Origin of the sequence: Janthinobacterium sp. DSP2-3-3, from assembly GCF_049897325.1 — a bacterium.
Lineage (GTDB): Bacteria > Pseudomonadota > Gammaproteobacteria > Burkholderiales > Burkholderiaceae_D > Janthinobacterium.
Genome location: NZ_JAFCWA010000001.1, coordinates 36,968 through 52,117 on the forward strand (window position 1 = coordinate 36,968; position 15,150 = coordinate 52,117).

The window sequence follows — 15,150 nt, forward strand, 5'->3', positions numbered from 1 at the left end:
TTTCAAACAACTTTGACTGCTCTCATGAAGAAAACTTATGCACTTCTTGCTATCGCACTCATCGGAGGTTCGGTGGCTATTGCGATCATTGGCAACCGGGCGGGCCTGACAAACGAGACTTGGCCGGGATGGGTCCAGGCGATCGGATCTATTGCAGCATTGGGAGTCGCAATTTTCGTAATGAGTCGACAAAATAGGCATGCTGCTCGGCTCTTGATTAACGCAGATAAACGAGCGATGCTGCGACGGGCTGACGCAACGGCCGCAGTAGTAGATCGCGCCATGAATCGACTGCAGCACTTTTGTAAATTGATTACGGACAGTCTGGCGGCAGGGGAAGAAAAAAAAATTCGGTCTGCGATTGTCACTTCGCAATTTGCACTTCAGGAGGAGCAAAGTGCAACGCGCTCCATTTCGGCGCAGGAGTTGGGATCCTACAAAATGGTAAGCGGTTTGAGCATAATTGTGCAAAACCTCGGTACATTTGATAAGTGGGCCGAAGTCTTGCTCCATCAAACAACACTTCCCTCCGCAGCAGAAATTCAAGGGATTTTGACACAGACGATTTCGAATTGCGAAAATGCCAAGACCACCTTTTTCGAAGGCGTTGAAGCCCTCAAAGCTGAGTAACCGCACCAGTTCACTTTTCGTGGACCTTTGACCTTGAAGCGCGCGCTTCATGGGCGCACCTCCGCAGCTGGCCGGCGAACGATCACAACAGGCGTTACGCCCACCGTGCCGCGAAAGTGCGGCGTGGCGACCTGGCCGGACTGATCCCGCTCGGCACCAAGCAGCGCCGCGCGCGAGGCGTCTTTCAGCACGTAGCGAATACCCACCAGGCGTACATTGCCCTGGATGAAGCGCGAGAAAATCATGCGCAGGCGGTGCTCCATGCCAGCCTCTTCAATATCGAAGCCCGCGAGCTCGCAGATTTGGTAGAAGGTGCCGGGCCCGGCCAGAAGCGCCTGCAGCAACACATACGAGCGGGAACCCTGTTTAGGGAGCGTGACGCCAGAACGGCGGCGCTTCGTCTTGTTTACGCCAAAAGTCGGGCGCGCGCGATTGTCAACTTGGCCAGTCACAATGCCACCTCCGCCAGGACGGAGTCGCGCCACTTCACTTGCTGGATGGGCGTGCCGCTGGAGTGCGCCTTGCCGGTGTCCATCACATATGCATGCTCCCTGCCCTTCTCCGTCGGCACCCAATGCCCTGCAACACTCTCTTGCAGGCCGGCCTGCACAAGCAGCTGGTTGAAGGCCTTGGCGCTCTTGACGAAGCGGCTGCCCAGCTCCGTCGGCGTGTAATAAATCTCCTGGCTGGGCGTGGCCAGGTGCGTGCGATCCATCAGCTGCAGCATGTTGACGCCGGTCAGCGCGACCGTGCCCTGGTTCGCGCTGATGGCAGCGGCGTTCTTGTCGAGGCCGATCAGGCGCGCGATGCCGAAGATGGCGCGGAACTCCTTGGCGGGCGAGATTGCGCTGGGCTTCGGCGTGGCGACTGGTGCCTGGCCGGTGGCCACGGAGTGGAACGTTTTATATACTTGAACTTCAAACTCAGGGTCGATCCATGCCGCATAGCGCAGCACAATTAATTCCACGCCATAGCTCCCCTGTCTTGGGCCGCCACGAATCGTTTCGACCGATGCTATATTCGTAGCATCGCTCAAAATTTGTGCAAACGCCTCGACACCTGGGCTTTTGAGGAAATTCCCTGGGCGGTGCGAATCGGTTGCCTTGCCGCTTGCCATTGCGGCCTTGTGAAGGTCGTTGAGACAAAAGCGACCAGCCTGATCGGTAGTGATCACCGTGTCTGCGATGTTGATGCTTTTCTGTTGTACAATTTGGTCCATAAATTCTTTCGCGGATTTATAGCGTTTCAAGGAAGCCCGCCTGCCAGCGGGCTTTTTTCATTTCTGGCCTTGCAGTTCTTGCAGCATTTCTTCGTAGTGCTGGCGCGTCCGCACATGGCCGGGGTCGATCGCCAGTTCGCGCTCGACGTGCTCTTGCTGCTGGGCGCCCTGCTCGGCCTGCGCCGGCGCGCCGCCTTCCGGTTGCATCGTCGCCCAGGTCAAGCTGCCACCTCAGCGCGCGCGATGCGCTTGAGCTCGCTGATCGACACGTCGAACACCTCGTGCATGCGAATCAGCAGCGAGGCGCCGATTGGCAGACGGCCGTGGCGAATCTTGGAAATCACTGGCGGCGCCACTTCCAGCGCGCGGGCCAGGGCGGCGTCGTTCTTCATGCCAGGCTTATCCAGCAGCATGTCGAGCAGATCGTTATTGCCGGCATGGTTGTCCAGCGAGCGGTACGGCGATACGGTTGTTGTTTGCGTCATGTCATATTCCTTATTGATGGTGATTAAAGTGGCCTTTTCGGGCCATGCAATGCTCTAGCTGTCGGGTGCGGGTCCGTTATGGTGGCTCGCGCCGCGGCACCTCATATTTCTTCGCCACCCTGTCGGTGGCATCGCGCCATTTCTGGCGCGCTTCCTTGTGCGCGGCTTTCGCGGCACTCTCGCCCTCCCCGTCCTTGGCGCCCTGCAGGTCTTTCTCGGCCTGGCGGTAGATCATCGAACGCTGGAAGACCAGCTCCTTATCCTCGGCTGTCACATCGGCTTGTTTATTCAATAGCTGCCTCCATGCCGTTAAACCCGCATCCGCACGACGCGTGGTACAACGCCAAAGCACGGGCGCGGCGCCGGAAAAACCTGGGCCCTGTTATTTACTGATTTAGGCCTAGTCCCGCTGGAAAACGGCGGCGTATCATTCCGTTTCGGCCTGGCGTCCAGGTGATTGCGGATGATCACGATCGTGCATTCGTTCAGTACATCGCTGACGGTCTTGCGCATCGCAGTGCATGCGGCTTGCAAGGCATCCTTGTTCTCGTCGGTGATGTAGCCCTTGACGAGCGCGGTGCGTTTTTGCTTCTGTTTCATGGTTTTCTCCTGGTGGTCGGTGTTACAGGGTTTGGGTACAGCGAAATACAGGCTGGTACTTGGTGCTGTTTTACGGTGGGCGCTCGCAGGCTGGCAATGCGCACTCCTCAAGCGGCACGCCGCAAGGCATCTGGTGCGGTTCGAGCAGCGGGATGCGCACGAAGTCGTCTGCCAGGCGCGGCGGGAAAATGAGGATCAGGCGGATCATGCCGCGACCGTTTCTGACGCGCCCCATACGTCAGGGCGCAACTCGCTCAGGCTCAACATGACTTCGGCGGCAACGAGTTTCTGGCAGAGTTTCGTGCTCGGGCGCCGATGCCTGCCGCCGATCAAGTAGAGGTAAGCAACCGAAGTTCCTGCGGCATCAGCTAACGCCTGACGGTCGCAAGGCGCGGCTTGCTTGAGGTAATTTTTCATATCCATTCCGCGACTTTACCATAAAGATAAACTTTCTGCGGCAATTTGTTTATCTTTTTGGTTGTTTATCTTTTTGTTAAATTAGAAGACCATCACGCGATGACAAGAGAAGAAATCAGACGAGAGAACGCCCGCGCCCTTGCCGACCTTGCAGGCGGCCAGGTGGAATTAGGGCGCGCCCTCAATATGGTCCCGTCGCAGGTAAGTCAAATAATTGGCAAGACGCCAATCAAAAACATCGGCAACTCAATCGCCAAGCGTATTGAGCAGGCTTTCGAGAAGCCAACTGGCTGGCTTGATGTGAGGCACGCAGTGGATCAGGACGACGAACCTGTCGACGCGCCTGGCGCGCGGCCGGTGACTGATGATGATGATATGGCCCCTGTTATGGTCGCCATACGCATGGTTCCCGAGCATTTACGGGCAGGAATTACCGGCTTCGAAGCAGATAGCGTTTTTGATGACGTCGGGCATTTACACGTCCCTCGCCAGTGGCTCGAAGAAAACGACCTCACTACGCACCAGCTGCTCGCGATCAAAGTGAAGGGCGAAAGCATGGTGCCGATGATGTACGAAGGCGACGTGGCTGTCGTCAATACAAAAGATACGAGCCGTGTGAGTGGCGGCGTTTTCGCACTGAATTACAAGGGGGAGTCGGTTGTCAAGCGCCTGCGCTACGAGCGGCGCGAATGGTATCTGGCGTCCGAGAACCCTGATTTCCAACAAGAGCCGTGCCGTACCGGCGACTGCAAGGTAATCGGCCGCGTTGTCCGTTTCGAGCCACGTAATTTCAAGGATCGACTGTGAGTCCCCCTCTTGGCAGCCGCGATGCGGCGCGGCCGACGATCTTCAAGGTTATTTTCCCTGGTCTTGTGGCAGCTGTAACGGCGCTGCTTTTCTTTGGGTATTGGTCGTTGCACCGTGAGCCGGTCGGCGCAACTCCCAGTCGCCTGCAAGTAGACGCCCAAGAGAAATCCGCAGCCAAGGATGCGGTTGAGCTTTGCTGGGGCCGTGCTAAAGCGTTGCCATCGGGCTCGGTCGAAGCACAAATTGCCCGGGATGCATGCCAGCAGATGCAGGCACAGTACGAGCAAACTTACCGACTGGCGCCATGATTCCCAGATTACTTTTTCTCTTACCCGCTCTGGCGCTCGCGCCCGCTGCCTACGCCGAGACATGGCAATGCACCGATACAGCAACTGGCCGCGCCTACACCGTCAGCCAGGCCGTGCCGGCTGACGCGTGCAAGCTGGTCAGTAGCATAAAGAATCCGCACTTCACAGGCCCAGCGGTTAGCGAGCAGCCGGTCCCTGTATCCATGCGTAGGCCGCAGTCCTGCAACAAGGAGGCTGCCCAGGACGTGCAGTTCGCAATCCGCAAACTCGCCGGCTGGCACATCGAGGGCGATCATCTGACCGTGCACTGGACGTATGCCATCGAAAAGCAACCCGAGGCGAAGCGCCTGCAGATGGTCACGACCTATGCTGATATGGATGCATGCCTGGGTGGCACTGCCCGCGAGATCATGTTCTACCGCAAAGGTAGGCTGATAGGACTTGCTTCGCCGGCGTCGGGTGTGAGGCTGATTAAATGATCTCTTAAAAATTGCATTAAATTCGTAGGTATGAGCATCTAACAATAGTGTAATCGCGATTTCAAGAAATTTAACAATTCTCAATTTCGCGTTGAGGAAATGGATCGGAACTTATATGAGCGAAGAAAAAAGTGGGCCAGCAGAATCTGGAAAGCTCAATTTTGCAGATGTTACTGAAGATGACTTCAAATTATTTTTACAAGAAAGAGTTAAAAGCCACGCTTGTCCTTCTTGTGGCACAAATGGCTGGGGAATTTTATCAGCGCCAAATATGAATTTTGGATTGATCGCTCTTTCGAAGAGTGGGGCGTTTTCAATCCCGCCTCCAAACATTCCCACTATGGGGGTTGCTTGCAACAACTGTGGCTACATTCGTCAGCATGCATTGGGCATCATCGTTCAGTGGAAGGCCGCCAAGAAAGTCGCCACATGACATACACTGTACGGACAGATGAGATCCTTCGAACCATATACCAGAATCCTTCTTCAAATGATGTACACTTCGAAGAAACAGGGTTCCGACTGATTGACATTGAGGCAACCGCGAATCATGAGAAGAAAGACACTATGAGCGCGACAACAGATAAGGATTACATTGACGCCCGACTGAAAGCGATGAGTGACAGCCTCGATCAGCGGCTGGAGACGGCTGCGGCCAAGTCGGATGGAAGACTGGAAGTCATTGAGACTCGGATGGATGCCCGAATCGCGTCTCTGGACGTGAAACTTACCACTGGCATGGCGGCCATGGATGCCAAGTTCGATGCAAATTTCGCGCGCTTTGAGTCACTACTTCACAAAACGACGGCGGATATACATAAGGCCACCACGGATACTCTCTCCAGAGTCATCGCCATCGTGTCTGGCCTGGTTGGTGTTGGGATTGCCGTAATAGTGCTGGTAATTAACAATATGGCGCCGAAGCCCGCGTCAGTTGCGCCAGCGCCGGTCGTGATCTACGCACAACCAGCGCCGCCGACCACTACCGCCCCGCCTCAAGTGCTTCCGGCGCCTGCTGCCAAGCCCTGAATATCAGCCCGCCTCGCGCGGGCTTTTTAATACCCTTGCATTTCCAACCACTTCCATATTGGCAACATTCAACGCATAATGCATTTATGCAACTATGCGCCGCCATCATCAAGATCAAGCAAGTCCAGTTGGCCGTGGTCCAGGTCGAGCCAGAACATACCTGGCCGTCTACTGGCCCGGCCGCACTGCTCCACGCGCAAAGGTTCTTCCCCACCCTTCCCATCTTGCTGCTGGCGCCGCGCGTCGGTGGCTTTTCGCACAGCTACTCAACGTTCGACATCGCACCGCTGATCAAGCAGATCAACGCTGACGAAATCGAGTGGCAGGCCTACCGGTCGCCACCGCCACCCGAACTACCCTTCTAAGCACCAACGCCAGCCTCGACGTTTCGAGGCTTTTTTTCGTCCATCGATTTGCCAAAAGCTGCGCCAAAAATAAATAATTAATCTTTTTGGTAAATTATGCTTGCTGCGTGTTTATCTTTTTGGTAAAGTAACTCCATCGAAAGCAAATACAGGAGTACGACATGTCCCGCACCCAAGCAATCGCACTGATCAAGGCCAATGCCGCCAAAGGCGACATCAAGGCATGCACCCGCCTCTTCGTGGAAAACCGCATCAGCCGTGCCGTGTATGACCAAGCTGTGGCCGACGGTCGCTCGCTGGGTGCTTTCGTTGCGAAGCGTTATGCAGCCAGGAGCGCAGCATGAGCCCCGCCGAACTTGCAGCACTCGAAGCGGTCCTCATCGCCCACGGCGAAGTGATCCCGGCAATCGCAATCCCAGAGCGCGGCTAATCGCCATGAGCGCCCGCGACCACGACGCCGCCCAGCTGCAGGCCGAGCTGGCCCAGGCCACGACCACGGTGCCGGCCCCGCGCTTTCACTTCGACGTGACGATTCGCTTCACGGACGGCACGTACCGCAACAAGGTCCGCGCCCGCAACAAAAGTGTGGCGCATGCCATGGCCCTGACGGATGCGCGAATGGCGTCGCCCTGCAACACCTTTTACGGCAAGGAGCTCGGCCACCTGGTCGAGCTGGCCAAACCAGTTCAGCGGTCGCCCGCGCCGTAGTTCAAGGCGGGACAGGACTCATAAACATAGATGGATTTTTACCAATGCTCACTATCTCGATTGACTACCTGCGTTCCGAAATCGAATACGCCCCGGAAACCGGACTGCTGACCTGGAAGAAAACCTCCAAGAACAAAGTTCGGCAGCGCGGCTCGCCGTGCGGGAGACTCGACAGGGATGGTTATCGCATTTTGAACATTGACAACCACTCTCATTTGGCGCACCGCCTGGCATGGGCGATTCATTTTGGCGAGTTCCCAACGCTGAGCATGGATCACATAAATGGTGTGAGAGACGACAACCGAATTGTGAATCTTCGTCTGGCAACTCATGCACAGAACATTGCAAACACAACCGTCAAGGCGGCATCTGGCCTCAAAGGCGTGACGGAGCGCCGCAATGGCAGTTGGCAGGCCCAAATCAAGATCGGCGGCGTCAATCACTACCTTGGCTGCCACAAGACACGTGAACTGGCTGCTCAGGCTTACGAGATTGCGGCAAAAGCAGCATTCGGTGAGTTTCGATTTAGCAATCGTCCCTCCCCAGTAACGGGTTCTCTGCAGTAAGCGGTCGTCGGGTGCTGCAACCATCCGGCTAGTCCTGGTCAGGCAAAAGAACCGACCCAGTGGGATCTGAAATGCCCCGATTGATCTTCGTGAGGATCAGGCGCCCGGGGAAGCCCGGCGCCACAACCAACCTTGAAGGAAATACAGCATGTCGAATTTCAAAAAAGATCAGAAGGTGAATGTGAAGGGCACGAAGACCGACCCGGCAGCGCGCCCTGGCAAGTTCGTGCAGACGCACCCAGGCGCGCGCGGCGACTTCCTGGAAGTGCTGCTGGACGGCTCGACGCAAAGCCAGCGCTTCCGCCCTTCGCAGGTGTCGGCAGCCTAATTTCACCCCGGCCAGTCGCCCTGGCCCGTTTCGCCGGCGTAACCGGCGGCCAAGACATGACCATCGAATCTGCCGGGGTGATTGCCGAGCGGGTACGGCCAGATTAATCACCTGGTGTCGGCGTCCAAAGAGGGATTCTCGATGGTCATGTGTTGGCGGCCCACCAGCCGCAGGAATCACACGCCCGACGGATTGACCGGGTCGTCAACAGCCAATTAACCAGAGGAGCAGAACAATGAATTGCGACTGCGTCAAAAGAATCGAAACGAACCTGCCCAGCTCGCCATTCATCGTGGCCAAGGCCGGCAGCGACATCAAAGTCGAATGCCAAGCCACCGGCTTTGCCATGACGGACGACATGGGGCTGCTCAGCACGATCAACATCCCGTTTCGCATCCGTGGCACGGGCAAGGGCTTTACCAGCGCCAAGGGCAAGGAAATGCCGTGCGTCGCCAGCCACTGCCCGTTCTGCGGCCGCACGACTGGCCGCTACGTGGTCGGCGAAGACGCCGGCATCGCTGCCGCAATGCATCCAGCAGGTGCAGCATGAGCTACATCATCACCATCCGCACCGCCGACGGCGTGCATAGCTATCCCGCTATTGGCGATCTCGGCGCCTTGCAAAACGCGGCCTACGACGACGGCGCCCTGGGCGTGACGGCGATGGTGCGCAAATGATCGCCCTTTTCCACCGCCTGCTGGCCGCCCACCGCCACTACCAGGCGCAGCACCAGCACCGCATGAACAAGATGCGCCTGGCCGGCGTGCGCCGCGAGCTGGCCGGGCTGGAAGAAATGCGCAAGGAGCTGATCACCGCGCAGATCGAAGCGCTGATCGACCTGGACGCATCCGCCGCGCGCGTTCAGCGCCTGGGCCGCGCCCACCGGGAGGCGCAGTGGACGTCGTCAGCCAAGCCGTGATGGACGTGGCCAGCCAGGCCCTGCGCAACTGGCATGCCGGCCACGCCATCGTCTACGCCGTCCGCTTGGCGCTGTTGAAGGCAGAAATCATAAAACTCACAAGGAAAAAGTCATGAACGCAGTAACGCAAGAAAGCCACACCGCCATGCAAACAACGCAGTACGAACAAGGCGACCTGCCCGTGGTGTCCACCAGCAGCGCCTCGCTGATTCTGGACAGCGCAAGTATGGACAGCATGATGCGCTTGGCCGACATCATGGCCAAAGGCCGCGCCACTATCCCGGAACACTTGCGCGGTAGCCCGGCCGACTGCGCCGCCGTCATCATGCAGGCCATCCAGTGGCGCATGAACCCGTTCGCCGTCGCGCAGAAAACCCACCTGGTGAACGGCGCCCTTGGCTATGAAGCCCAGCTGGTCAATGCCGTGATCCAGTCCAGCGGCGTGACTGAAGACCGCTTCAGCTACGAGTGGTACGGTCCATGGGAAAAAATTATCGGAAAGACCAAAGTAATTACCGTGCCAGCCAAGGGCGACAAAAAGGAATATCAGTTCCGCGTGCCTGATTACGGTATGGAGTCCGAGGTCGGCCTGGGTGTCCGCGTCTCTTCGACACTCAAGGGTGAGATCGTGCCACGCGTGCTTGACCTGCTCCTGGTTCAGGCGAGCGTGCGCAATTCCCCTCTGTGGGCCAGCGACCCCAAACAACAACTTGCCTATCTGGCAGTCAAGCGTTGGTCGCGTCTTTATGCACCCGACGTAATCCTGGGTGTCTACACGCCAGACGAGCTGGACGAAGGCAACCGCGAGGCGCGCGATATTACGCCGGGTACCGGAGGCATGCGCGCACCAGCGCCAGCACAGGCATCGCAAGCATTGATCGACGCGGCCGAAGCTGCCGCAGGCAAAGGTGTAGCAGCCTATCAAAAATTCTGGACTGAAACCGGCGTGCCAAATCGGAAAGCCCTGGCTTCCGATCACGAAAGCCTGAAAGCAAAAGCTGTGGCTGCTGATCAAAGTCGTACGGTTGATGCGGCGCCGGTGTCCAGTGCAACGCCTTCCCCGCTCTCGCCTGAAATGGAAGAGTTGGCTGCCGACCTTGGCGCAGTCGCTGACGAGGGTCTAGAAGCATTTGTTGGCGCTTGGGATCGGCTCTCCAAGACCACGCAGGACAAGCTGGCCGGCACCTACCCTGCAATGAAGGCACGCGCAGAAGCTGTCGAGGCGTCCAAATGATCATCCTTTCCTGCGATCAAGGAAGCCCCGAATGGCATGCTGCCCGAGCCGGGGTAATCACCGCCAGCATGTTCGTGGTGGCGCGCGCCAAGCTGAAATCGGGTGCAAACAAAGGCCAGCCCACGTCAGCGGCCAATGATTACGCCTTCCGCCTGGCTATCGAGCGCATCAGCGGCATGCCGCTCGATGAAGGATTCGAAACCTATGCCATGCGACGCGGCCATGACCTGGAGCCAGCCGCGCGCCATGAGCACGAGGTGCAAAGCGGTCACGTTGTTGAGCGCGCTGGCTTTGTCCTTACCGAAGATCGCTTGTTTGGCGCCAGTGCGGACGGGCTGATTGGCGATGACGGCGGCAGCGAATACAAATGCCTGATTTCACCCGAACGCCTCCGCGATGTTCTGATAAACGGCGATTTCAGCGAGTTCATGGACCAGGTGCAGGGCTGCATGTGGATCACCGGTCGCCGCTGGTGGGATTTTTGTCTGTACTGCCCCGCCTTGGCCCCGGTCGGCAAAGAACTGTGGTACCGCCGGGTCGAGCGCGACGACGCTTTCATCGACGCGATGGTGCTCGATCTGGTTGGGTTTGAAAAACTGGTTACTGAAAACGAAACAATTTTACGAATGAAGGAGGCAGCATGATCACCGAAACCACCCAGGCCACGCCGGCCACCACCGCCCTCACTCTGCCGCAGCGCGCAGCCGTCGCGCTGGGCGCCGTGGACTACGAGGCAAAAATCAAGGAACAGGTTGCCGCCTCGACCGATATCACCGCCGTCATCGATCCCGCCGGCCGCGAGCAGGCACACCGCATCGGCATGAACCTGCTGAGACTGCGCACCGGCATCAAGGCCGTCGGCGAGGCTGCACGCAAAGACGCGACAGACTTCAGCAAGGCGGTGATTGCAAAGGAAAAAGACCTGATTGCGCTGATCACGCCAGAAGAAAATCGCGTGTTCGAGCTGCGCGACGCCTACGACACCAAGGTTGAGGCCGAAAAGCAAGCTGCTATTGCGAAGGAGCGCGAACGCATTACTGCGATCCAGGCTGATATTGCGGCGATCCATGATACGCCGCTGGAACTAGTGGGCAAGTCCGCTTCCGATATTCAGGCGGCCGCAGCAACTGTGGCTGCCATCGTTGTGGACAAGGCGCGCTTTGCCGAATTCGAGAAAGACGCTGCCAAGGTCGTTGCCGAAGTGAGCGTAAAGCTGGCCAGCCTGCACGCCGCAGCATTGGCCAACGAAGAAGAAGCCGCCCGCATTGCCGCCGAGCGCGCCGAACTAGCCCAGCTGCGCGAAGCGGCTGCCGAGGCCCGGCGCATCGCCCACGTGGAAGCTGAGCGTATCGCTGCCGAACGCCAAGCCGAAGACGACCGCCGCACGGCGCTGGTCGCCGAGCAGGAAGCCGAGGCGCTGCGCCAACGCGAGGCCCAGGCCGCTGAATTGAAAAAGCAGGCAGACGCCCAAGCCGAGCAGAACCGGCTGGAGCAAGCGGCAATCGCACGCCAGCGCCAGGAACTGCTGGACATGCAAACCGCTGCAGCAGAAGCCGCACGGCTGGCCCAGGTCGACGCCGACCGATTGGCCAATGAAGCTGTGCAAGCCGAGCAAGCCGCACAGCTCGCCGTGGCGCGCGCCGCCGAGCAAGCCGCCCAGGTTGCCGCCCCTGCGCCCTCCGCTCCTATCGGCATCCGCCGCGCGCCCGCCACCATCGCGCCGGCCGCGAGCCGCCCAGCGCCAGCACCTGACCTGCTCGACGACGCCGCCGATGACCTCTACCCATCCGACAGCGACATCCTCGATGTGATGTTCGAGCAGTTCGGCCTGATGGCGGCCGAGGCCATCGACCGCTTGGCCAAGTTCGACTTTGCCGCCGCGCGCGCCGGCCTGGTCGCCGAAGCCGCATAAACACCGCCCACCCACCACCAGGAGAAATCTATGAATACAGCACTCGCAGCACCACAAATCACCCTGCAAGCCATCCAATCCTCGCAGATTGCCGCCATCGGCCACTGCCCGGCGACCGAGACCCTGGCCGTGCAGTTCTTCCGCAAGGGCGCGCCGGCGGACGTTTATCACTACGCCAACGTCACGGCCAGCGAATACGCGGCCTTCGCCAGCGCCGAGTCCATCGGCAAGCATTTTTACGCGCACATCAAGCCTCATGCCGACAAACACCCGTACACGAACATGGGCACGCCAGCCGTCGAGCTTGCGCCGGTCAAGCTGAGCAAGGAACTGCTGGCCGGCCTGCTGACGGGGCGTGAATACGGTAGCGAAATGGCGAAGGAAGAAGAGCAGCAGGCCAAGGCGGCCGGCCTGATCGTGATCTTTGGCGCCCGCGATGACCTGATGGAGTTTCGCGGCTTCGTGAACGACGAGCGCGACGCGCCGACCGTGGCGCTGATCGATGCCAAGGGGCTGCTGCCGTTCCGCGAGGATATCGAGCACGACGACGAAGTACTCAAGGACTATTTTGCCCGGGCGCCGCAGGTGCGCGCCGTGGATGCGCTTTGGAGCGATGAAGATGGCTACACATGGACTTACCGCACCGACGTGCCGCACGCCACCTTCGAAATCGTGGAAGACGGCGAGCCGTACTGCCGCGGCATCGTGATCGACGTGGCCGACCTGGGCGGTGCAGCGTGACCGGCCGCGCCGAGCGCCAGGCACAGGCTACCGCAAAGCTCCAGGCCGCATGCGACAAGTTCAACGCTGCGCACCAGGTCGGCGCCGCCGTCAGCGTCGAGCTGGATGGAGGCGAAATCCGCGAGACGATCACCGTCAGCGAGGCGCAGGTGCTCAGCGGCCACACCGCAGTCATCTGGCTGGATGGCATTCGCGGCTGCTATGACCTGGACCGCGTGACGGCTTTGAAGGCGGCAAAAGCATGAGCGCCACCTCCCCCGAAGAGCAATTCCTTCGCGACGTCGCCGAACACACGATGACCGTGATCCGCGAAGACGGCGTGAGCCGACATATCCGGTTCGCCAAGCCAGGCACGAGCTGCATGCACTTCGACCTGATCACCTGGCCGGGCTACCTTTGCTACACCGGCGACATGGGAACCTACGTGTTTCAGCGATTGACCGACATGTTCGAGTTCTTCCGTACTGATCGGGACTACAAAAAACGCAACGGCGCCAAATTGGCGGTCAACCTCTCGTACTGGGGCGAAAAGCTTCAGGCGACAGATCGCGACGGCTACCGAAATTATTCGGCCGAGAAGTTCAAGACGAATGTAATGGACTGGATTGAGCAGCGGGGGCTGACTGGAAAGCTCGGGCACGGCCTGCGCGATGAGCTTCAATCCGAAGTGCTGGACCATGCGGATGATGGCGCCGACGCAGCCTACCGTGCGGTAATGGACTTTGTCTGGAACGGGAAGCGCGTTTTCCCCGACTTTTACGAGGTAGACAGCGAGGATTACTCGCACCGTTTCGTCTGGTGCTGCTACGCGCTGGCCTGGGGCATCGAGCAATACGACGCGGCCAAGCAGTCGGCGGCAGAGGCGGTGCCAGCATGATGGCGCGGCGCGCCGCAGGAGCACCGCCATGACGAAACAGACCTACTTCCTCGTGCACGACGAGGCGCGGCGCCGGGCGGTTGAATTCGCCAAGACCGCGCCGCCCGGCTGGATGGTGGTGTTTTCCGAGCCGAAGAAGAAGCGCGCCCAGGAAGAAAAGTACCACGCGATGATCGGCGAGATCGCCAAACAGGTGGAGCACATTGGGCGCAAGTGGGATGCGGACGATATGAAGCGGCTGCTGGTGGACGAGTTTGCCGACGAAATGCGTCTCGCCGGCACGCCGCTGCACCACGACGGTCGTGTGACGCCCAGCTTCGACGGGCGCCGGATCGTGCAGCTGGGCGTCCAGACCAGCGACTTCTACGTGAAGGAAGCCGCGCAGTTCATTGAATTTTTGTATGCCTTCGGTGCCGCGCGCGGCGTCGTGTTCTCAGAATAAGGAAGCGCCATGTTTTTCAAGAATTTGCAGATTTACCGCTTGCCCGCCCCTTGGGCAATGACGGCCGACACGCTCGAACAAGCGCTGGCGTCGCAACAGTTCACGCCGGCCACCAGCATGGACCTGGTACGCCAGGGCTGGGCCGCACCTCGCGGCGCCGGCGCGCCGCTGGTGCACGCCGTCGGCGGCCAGTTCCTGCTGCAGCTGAAAACCGAGAAGAAGCTGCTGCCGTCGACCGTGGTCAACCAGGTGGCGGCCTCCCGCGCGCTGGAAATGGAAGAAGCCCAGGGCTTCGCGCCCGGCAAGAAGGCCATGAAGGAACTGAAAGAGCGCGTCACCGACGAGCTGCTGCCGCGCGCATTCGCCATTCTCAGCACCACGGCCGTGTGGATCGATCCGGTGAATGGCTGGCTGGTGGTGGACGCGGCCAGCCCGGCTAAGGCCGACGAAGTCGTCAAGCTGCTGCTGAAATCCGTCGACAAGCTGCCGCTGGAAAGCCTGCGCGTGCAGCGCTCGCCGGTAGGAGTGATGACGGAATGGCTGCAGGCGGGCGAATCCCTGACCGGCTTCACGGTCGACCAGGACGCGATCATGCGCGCCACCGGCGAGAGCAAGGCCCAGGTGGCCTACAAGCGCCACACCCTGGAAGCGGACGATATCCGCCGCCACATAGCCGCCGGCAAGCAGTGCACCCGACTGGCCATGACCTGGAGCGACAAGATCAGCTTCGTGCTGGACGAGTCGCTGGCCATCAAGTCCGTGAAGCCGCTGGAAATTATCAAGGAAAGCGCCACGCGCAACGACGACGAACGCTTCGACAGCGATTTTGCGCTGATGTCGGGCGAGCTGGCCAAGATGCTGGCTGATCTGGTTGAGGCGCTGGGTGGCGAGGCCTACGTGGAGATGCAGGCGCCGGGCCCGGCTGCTGCCGGCCAGCAGAAGATCGAGAGCGCCGTGAACTTGACTGCCGATCTGTACAAGCTTCGCGCCCGTTACCGCGATGTGCTCAACGAGCTGTATGAAAGCACCGTGCAGCCGGCCGTTGCCCGCGTGCGCGAGCACATGGCGGAAACCGCCGAGAGC

Annotated in this window: 28 protein-coding genes and 2 pseudogenes; 22 read left to right on the plus strand and 8 right to left on the minus strand. The window is 59.4% G+C overall.

The window, feature by feature from the left end; all coding sequences use genetic code 11:
• Positions 1-24 precede the first annotated feature (24 nt).
• Complete coding sequence (locus ACP7DE_RS00215) at positions 25-630, plus strand: hypothetical protein (RefSeq protein WP_426070202.1); 606 nt, start codon at positions 25-27, stop codon at positions 628-630.
• Positions 631-677: 47 nt separating this feature from the next.
• Here ACP7DE_RS00215 and ACP7DE_RS00220 read toward each other — a convergent pair whose 3' ends face one another.
• From ACP7DE_RS00220 to ACP7DE_RS00255, 8 genes and pseudogenes are all read right to left on the minus strand, one after another.
• Entirely contained in the window at positions 678-1,082 is a 405-nt protein-coding gene (locus tag ACP7DE_RS00220) for a hypothetical protein (protein ID WP_426070203.1), read from the minus strand.
• Positions 1,079-1,879, minus strand: a complete 801-nt coding sequence (locus tag ACP7DE_RS00225) for a KilA-N domain-containing protein (protein WP_426070204.1) — start codon at positions 1,877-1,879, stop codon at positions 1,079-1,081. Before ACP7DE_RS00225 ends, ACP7DE_RS00220 begins: the two co-directional genes overlap by 4 nt.
• Positions 1,880-1,906: 27 nt before the next feature.
• Positions 1,907-2,071, minus strand: a complete 165-nt coding sequence (locus ACP7DE_RS00230) for a hypothetical protein (RefSeq protein ID WP_426070205.1) — start codon at positions 2,069-2,071, stop codon at positions 1,907-1,909.
• 20 nt (positions 2,072-2,091) lie between these two features.
• Positions 2,092-2,334, minus strand: a pseudogene (locus ACP7DE_RS00235) (helix-turn-helix domain-containing protein); the annotation flags it as partial.
• 76 nt (positions 2,335-2,410) lie between these two features.
• Positions 2,411-2,626 carry a hypothetical protein gene (locus ACP7DE_RS00240; RefSeq protein ID WP_426070206.1) on the minus strand — a complete coding sequence of 72 codons (216 nt, stop codon included), beginning with the start codon at positions 2,624-2,626 and terminating at the stop codon, positions 2,411-2,413.
• A gap of 17 nt (positions 2,627-2,643) precedes the next feature.
• Positions 2,644-2,934 (minus strand): hypothetical protein, encoded by a 291-nt coding sequence (locus ACP7DE_RS00245; RefSeq protein WP_426070207.1) that lies wholly within the window; start codon positions 2,932-2,934, stop codon positions 2,644-2,646.
• 70 nt (positions 2,935-3,004) lie between these two features.
• Positions 3,005-3,142, minus strand: coding sequence for a hypothetical protein (locus tag ACP7DE_RS00250; RefSeq protein ID WP_426070208.1), 138 nt, complete (start codon positions 3,140-3,142; stop codon positions 3,005-3,007).
• Positions 3,139-3,351: a hypothetical protein gene (locus tag ACP7DE_RS00255; protein WP_426070209.1), complete on the minus strand. Its 213-nt coding sequence runs from the start codon at positions 3,349-3,351 to the stop codon at positions 3,139-3,141. The genes ACP7DE_RS00250 and ACP7DE_RS00255 overlap by 4 nt, the downstream gene beginning before the upstream one ends.
• A 45-nt stretch (positions 3,352-3,396) precedes the next feature.
• On the opposite strand from ACP7DE_RS00255, the gene ACP7DE_RS00260 reads away from it, so the two are divergent.
• From ACP7DE_RS00260 to ACP7DE_RS00360, 21 genes and pseudogenes are all read left to right on the plus strand, one after another.
• Positions 3,397-4,158, plus strand: coding sequence for a S24 family peptidase (locus tag ACP7DE_RS00260; RefSeq protein ID WP_426070210.1), 762 nt, complete (start codon positions 3,397-3,399; stop codon positions 4,156-4,158).
• A complete protein-coding gene (locus tag ACP7DE_RS00265; protein ID WP_426070211.1) occupies positions 4,155-4,466 on the plus strand; it encodes a hypothetical protein in 312 nt (103 codons plus the stop codon). The genes ACP7DE_RS00260 and ACP7DE_RS00265 overlap by 4 nt, the downstream gene beginning before the upstream one ends.
• Positions 4,463-4,945 carry a hypothetical protein gene (locus tag ACP7DE_RS00270; RefSeq protein ID WP_426070212.1) on the plus strand — a complete coding sequence of 161 codons (483 nt, stop codon included), beginning with the start codon at positions 4,463-4,465 and terminating at the stop codon, positions 4,943-4,945. The genes ACP7DE_RS00265 and ACP7DE_RS00270 overlap by 4 nt, the downstream gene beginning before the upstream one ends.
• 115 nt (positions 4,946-5,060) lie before the next feature.
• Positions 5,061-5,378, plus strand: coding sequence for a hypothetical protein (locus ACP7DE_RS00275; RefSeq protein WP_133250785.1), 318 nt, complete (start codon positions 5,061-5,063; stop codon positions 5,376-5,378).
• A complete protein-coding gene (locus tag ACP7DE_RS00280) occupies positions 5,375-5,974 on the plus strand; it encodes a hypothetical protein (RefSeq protein ID WP_116744710.1) in 600 nt (199 codons plus the stop codon). The genes ACP7DE_RS00275 and ACP7DE_RS00280 overlap by 4 nt, the downstream gene beginning before the upstream one ends.
• A gap of 86 nt (positions 5,975-6,060) precedes the next feature.
• Complete coding sequence (locus tag ACP7DE_RS00285) at positions 6,061-6,339, plus strand: hypothetical protein (protein ID WP_426070213.1); 279 nt, start codon at positions 6,061-6,063, stop codon at positions 6,337-6,339.
• Positions 6,340-6,500: 161 nt separating this feature from the next.
• Positions 6,501-6,683, plus strand: a complete 183-nt coding sequence (locus ACP7DE_RS00290) for a hypothetical protein (protein ID WP_426070214.1) — start codon at positions 6,501-6,503, stop codon at positions 6,681-6,683.
• A gap of 91 nt (positions 6,684-6,774) precedes the next feature.
• Positions 6,775-7,047: a hypothetical protein gene (locus ACP7DE_RS00295; protein WP_426070215.1), complete on the plus strand. Its 273-nt coding sequence runs from the start codon at positions 6,775-6,777 to the stop codon at positions 7,045-7,047.
• A gap of 44 nt (positions 7,048-7,091) precedes the next feature.
• Positions 7,092-7,613 (plus strand): HNH endonuclease, encoded by a 522-nt coding sequence (locus ACP7DE_RS00300; protein ID WP_426070216.1) that lies wholly within the window; start codon positions 7,092-7,094, stop codon positions 7,611-7,613.
• 148 nt (positions 7,614-7,761) lie between these two features.
• Complete coding sequence (locus ACP7DE_RS00305; RefSeq protein WP_426070217.1) at positions 7,762-7,941, plus strand: hypothetical protein; 180 nt, start codon at positions 7,762-7,764, stop codon at positions 7,939-7,941.
• A 235-nt stretch (positions 7,942-8,176) separates the two neighbouring features.
• Positions 8,177-8,491, plus strand: a complete 315-nt coding sequence (locus tag ACP7DE_RS00310) for a hypothetical protein (RefSeq protein ID WP_426070218.1) — start codon at positions 8,177-8,179, stop codon at positions 8,489-8,491.
• Complete coding sequence (locus tag ACP7DE_RS00315; RefSeq protein WP_426070219.1) at positions 8,488-8,619, plus strand: hypothetical protein; 132 nt, start codon at positions 8,488-8,490, stop codon at positions 8,617-8,619. The genes ACP7DE_RS00310 and ACP7DE_RS00315 overlap by 4 nt, the downstream gene beginning before the upstream one ends.
• Complete coding sequence (locus ACP7DE_RS00320) at positions 8,616-8,861, plus strand: hypothetical protein (protein WP_426070220.1); 246 nt, start codon at positions 8,616-8,618, stop codon at positions 8,859-8,861. Before ACP7DE_RS00315 ends, ACP7DE_RS00320 begins: the two co-directional genes overlap by 4 nt.
• Positions 8,862-8,973: 112 nt before the next feature.
• Positions 8,974-10,095 carry a RecT family recombinase gene (locus tag ACP7DE_RS00325; RefSeq protein WP_426070221.1) on the plus strand — a complete coding sequence of 374 codons (1,122 nt, stop codon included), beginning with the start codon at positions 8,974-8,976 and terminating at the stop codon, positions 10,093-10,095.
• Entirely contained in the window at positions 10,092-10,739 is a 648-nt protein-coding gene (locus tag ACP7DE_RS00330) for a lambda exonuclease family protein (RefSeq protein ID WP_426070222.1), read from the plus strand. Before ACP7DE_RS00325 ends, ACP7DE_RS00330 begins: the two co-directional genes overlap by 4 nt.
• Complete coding sequence (locus tag ACP7DE_RS00335; protein ID WP_426070223.1) at positions 10,736-12,007, plus strand: hypothetical protein; 1,272 nt, start codon at positions 10,736-10,738, stop codon at positions 12,005-12,007. Before ACP7DE_RS00330 ends, ACP7DE_RS00335 begins: the two co-directional genes overlap by 4 nt.
• Positions 12,008-12,037: 30 nt before the next feature.
• Positions 12,038-12,748 (plus strand): KTSC domain-containing protein, encoded by a 711-nt coding sequence (locus ACP7DE_RS00340; RefSeq protein WP_426070224.1) that lies wholly within the window; start codon positions 12,038-12,040, stop codon positions 12,746-12,748.
• The gene (locus tag ACP7DE_RS00345) at positions 12,745-12,993 is read left to right on the plus strand and encodes a hypothetical protein (RefSeq protein WP_426070225.1); all 249 of its coding nucleotides are present in this window, start codon (positions 12,745-12,747) and stop codon (positions 12,991-12,993) included. The genes ACP7DE_RS00340 and ACP7DE_RS00345 overlap by 4 nt, the downstream gene beginning before the upstream one ends.
• The gene (locus ACP7DE_RS00350) at positions 12,990-13,625 is read left to right on the plus strand and encodes a hypothetical protein (protein WP_426070226.1); all 636 of its coding nucleotides are present in this window, start codon (positions 12,990-12,992) and stop codon (positions 13,623-13,625) included. The genes ACP7DE_RS00345 and ACP7DE_RS00350 overlap by 4 nt, the downstream gene beginning before the upstream one ends.
• A gap of 28 nt (positions 13,626-13,653) precedes the next feature.
• On the plus strand, positions 13,654-14,067 hold the full coding sequence (locus ACP7DE_RS00355) for a recombination protein NinB (protein WP_099376061.1): 414 nt from the start codon (positions 13,654-13,656) through the stop codon (positions 14,065-14,067).
• Positions 14,068-14,076: 9 nt separating this feature from the next.
• Positions 14,077-14,967 (plus strand): annotated as a pseudogene (locus ACP7DE_RS00360) (recombination-associated protein RdgC); the annotation flags it as partial.
• Positions 14,968-15,150 lie beyond the last annotated feature (183 nt).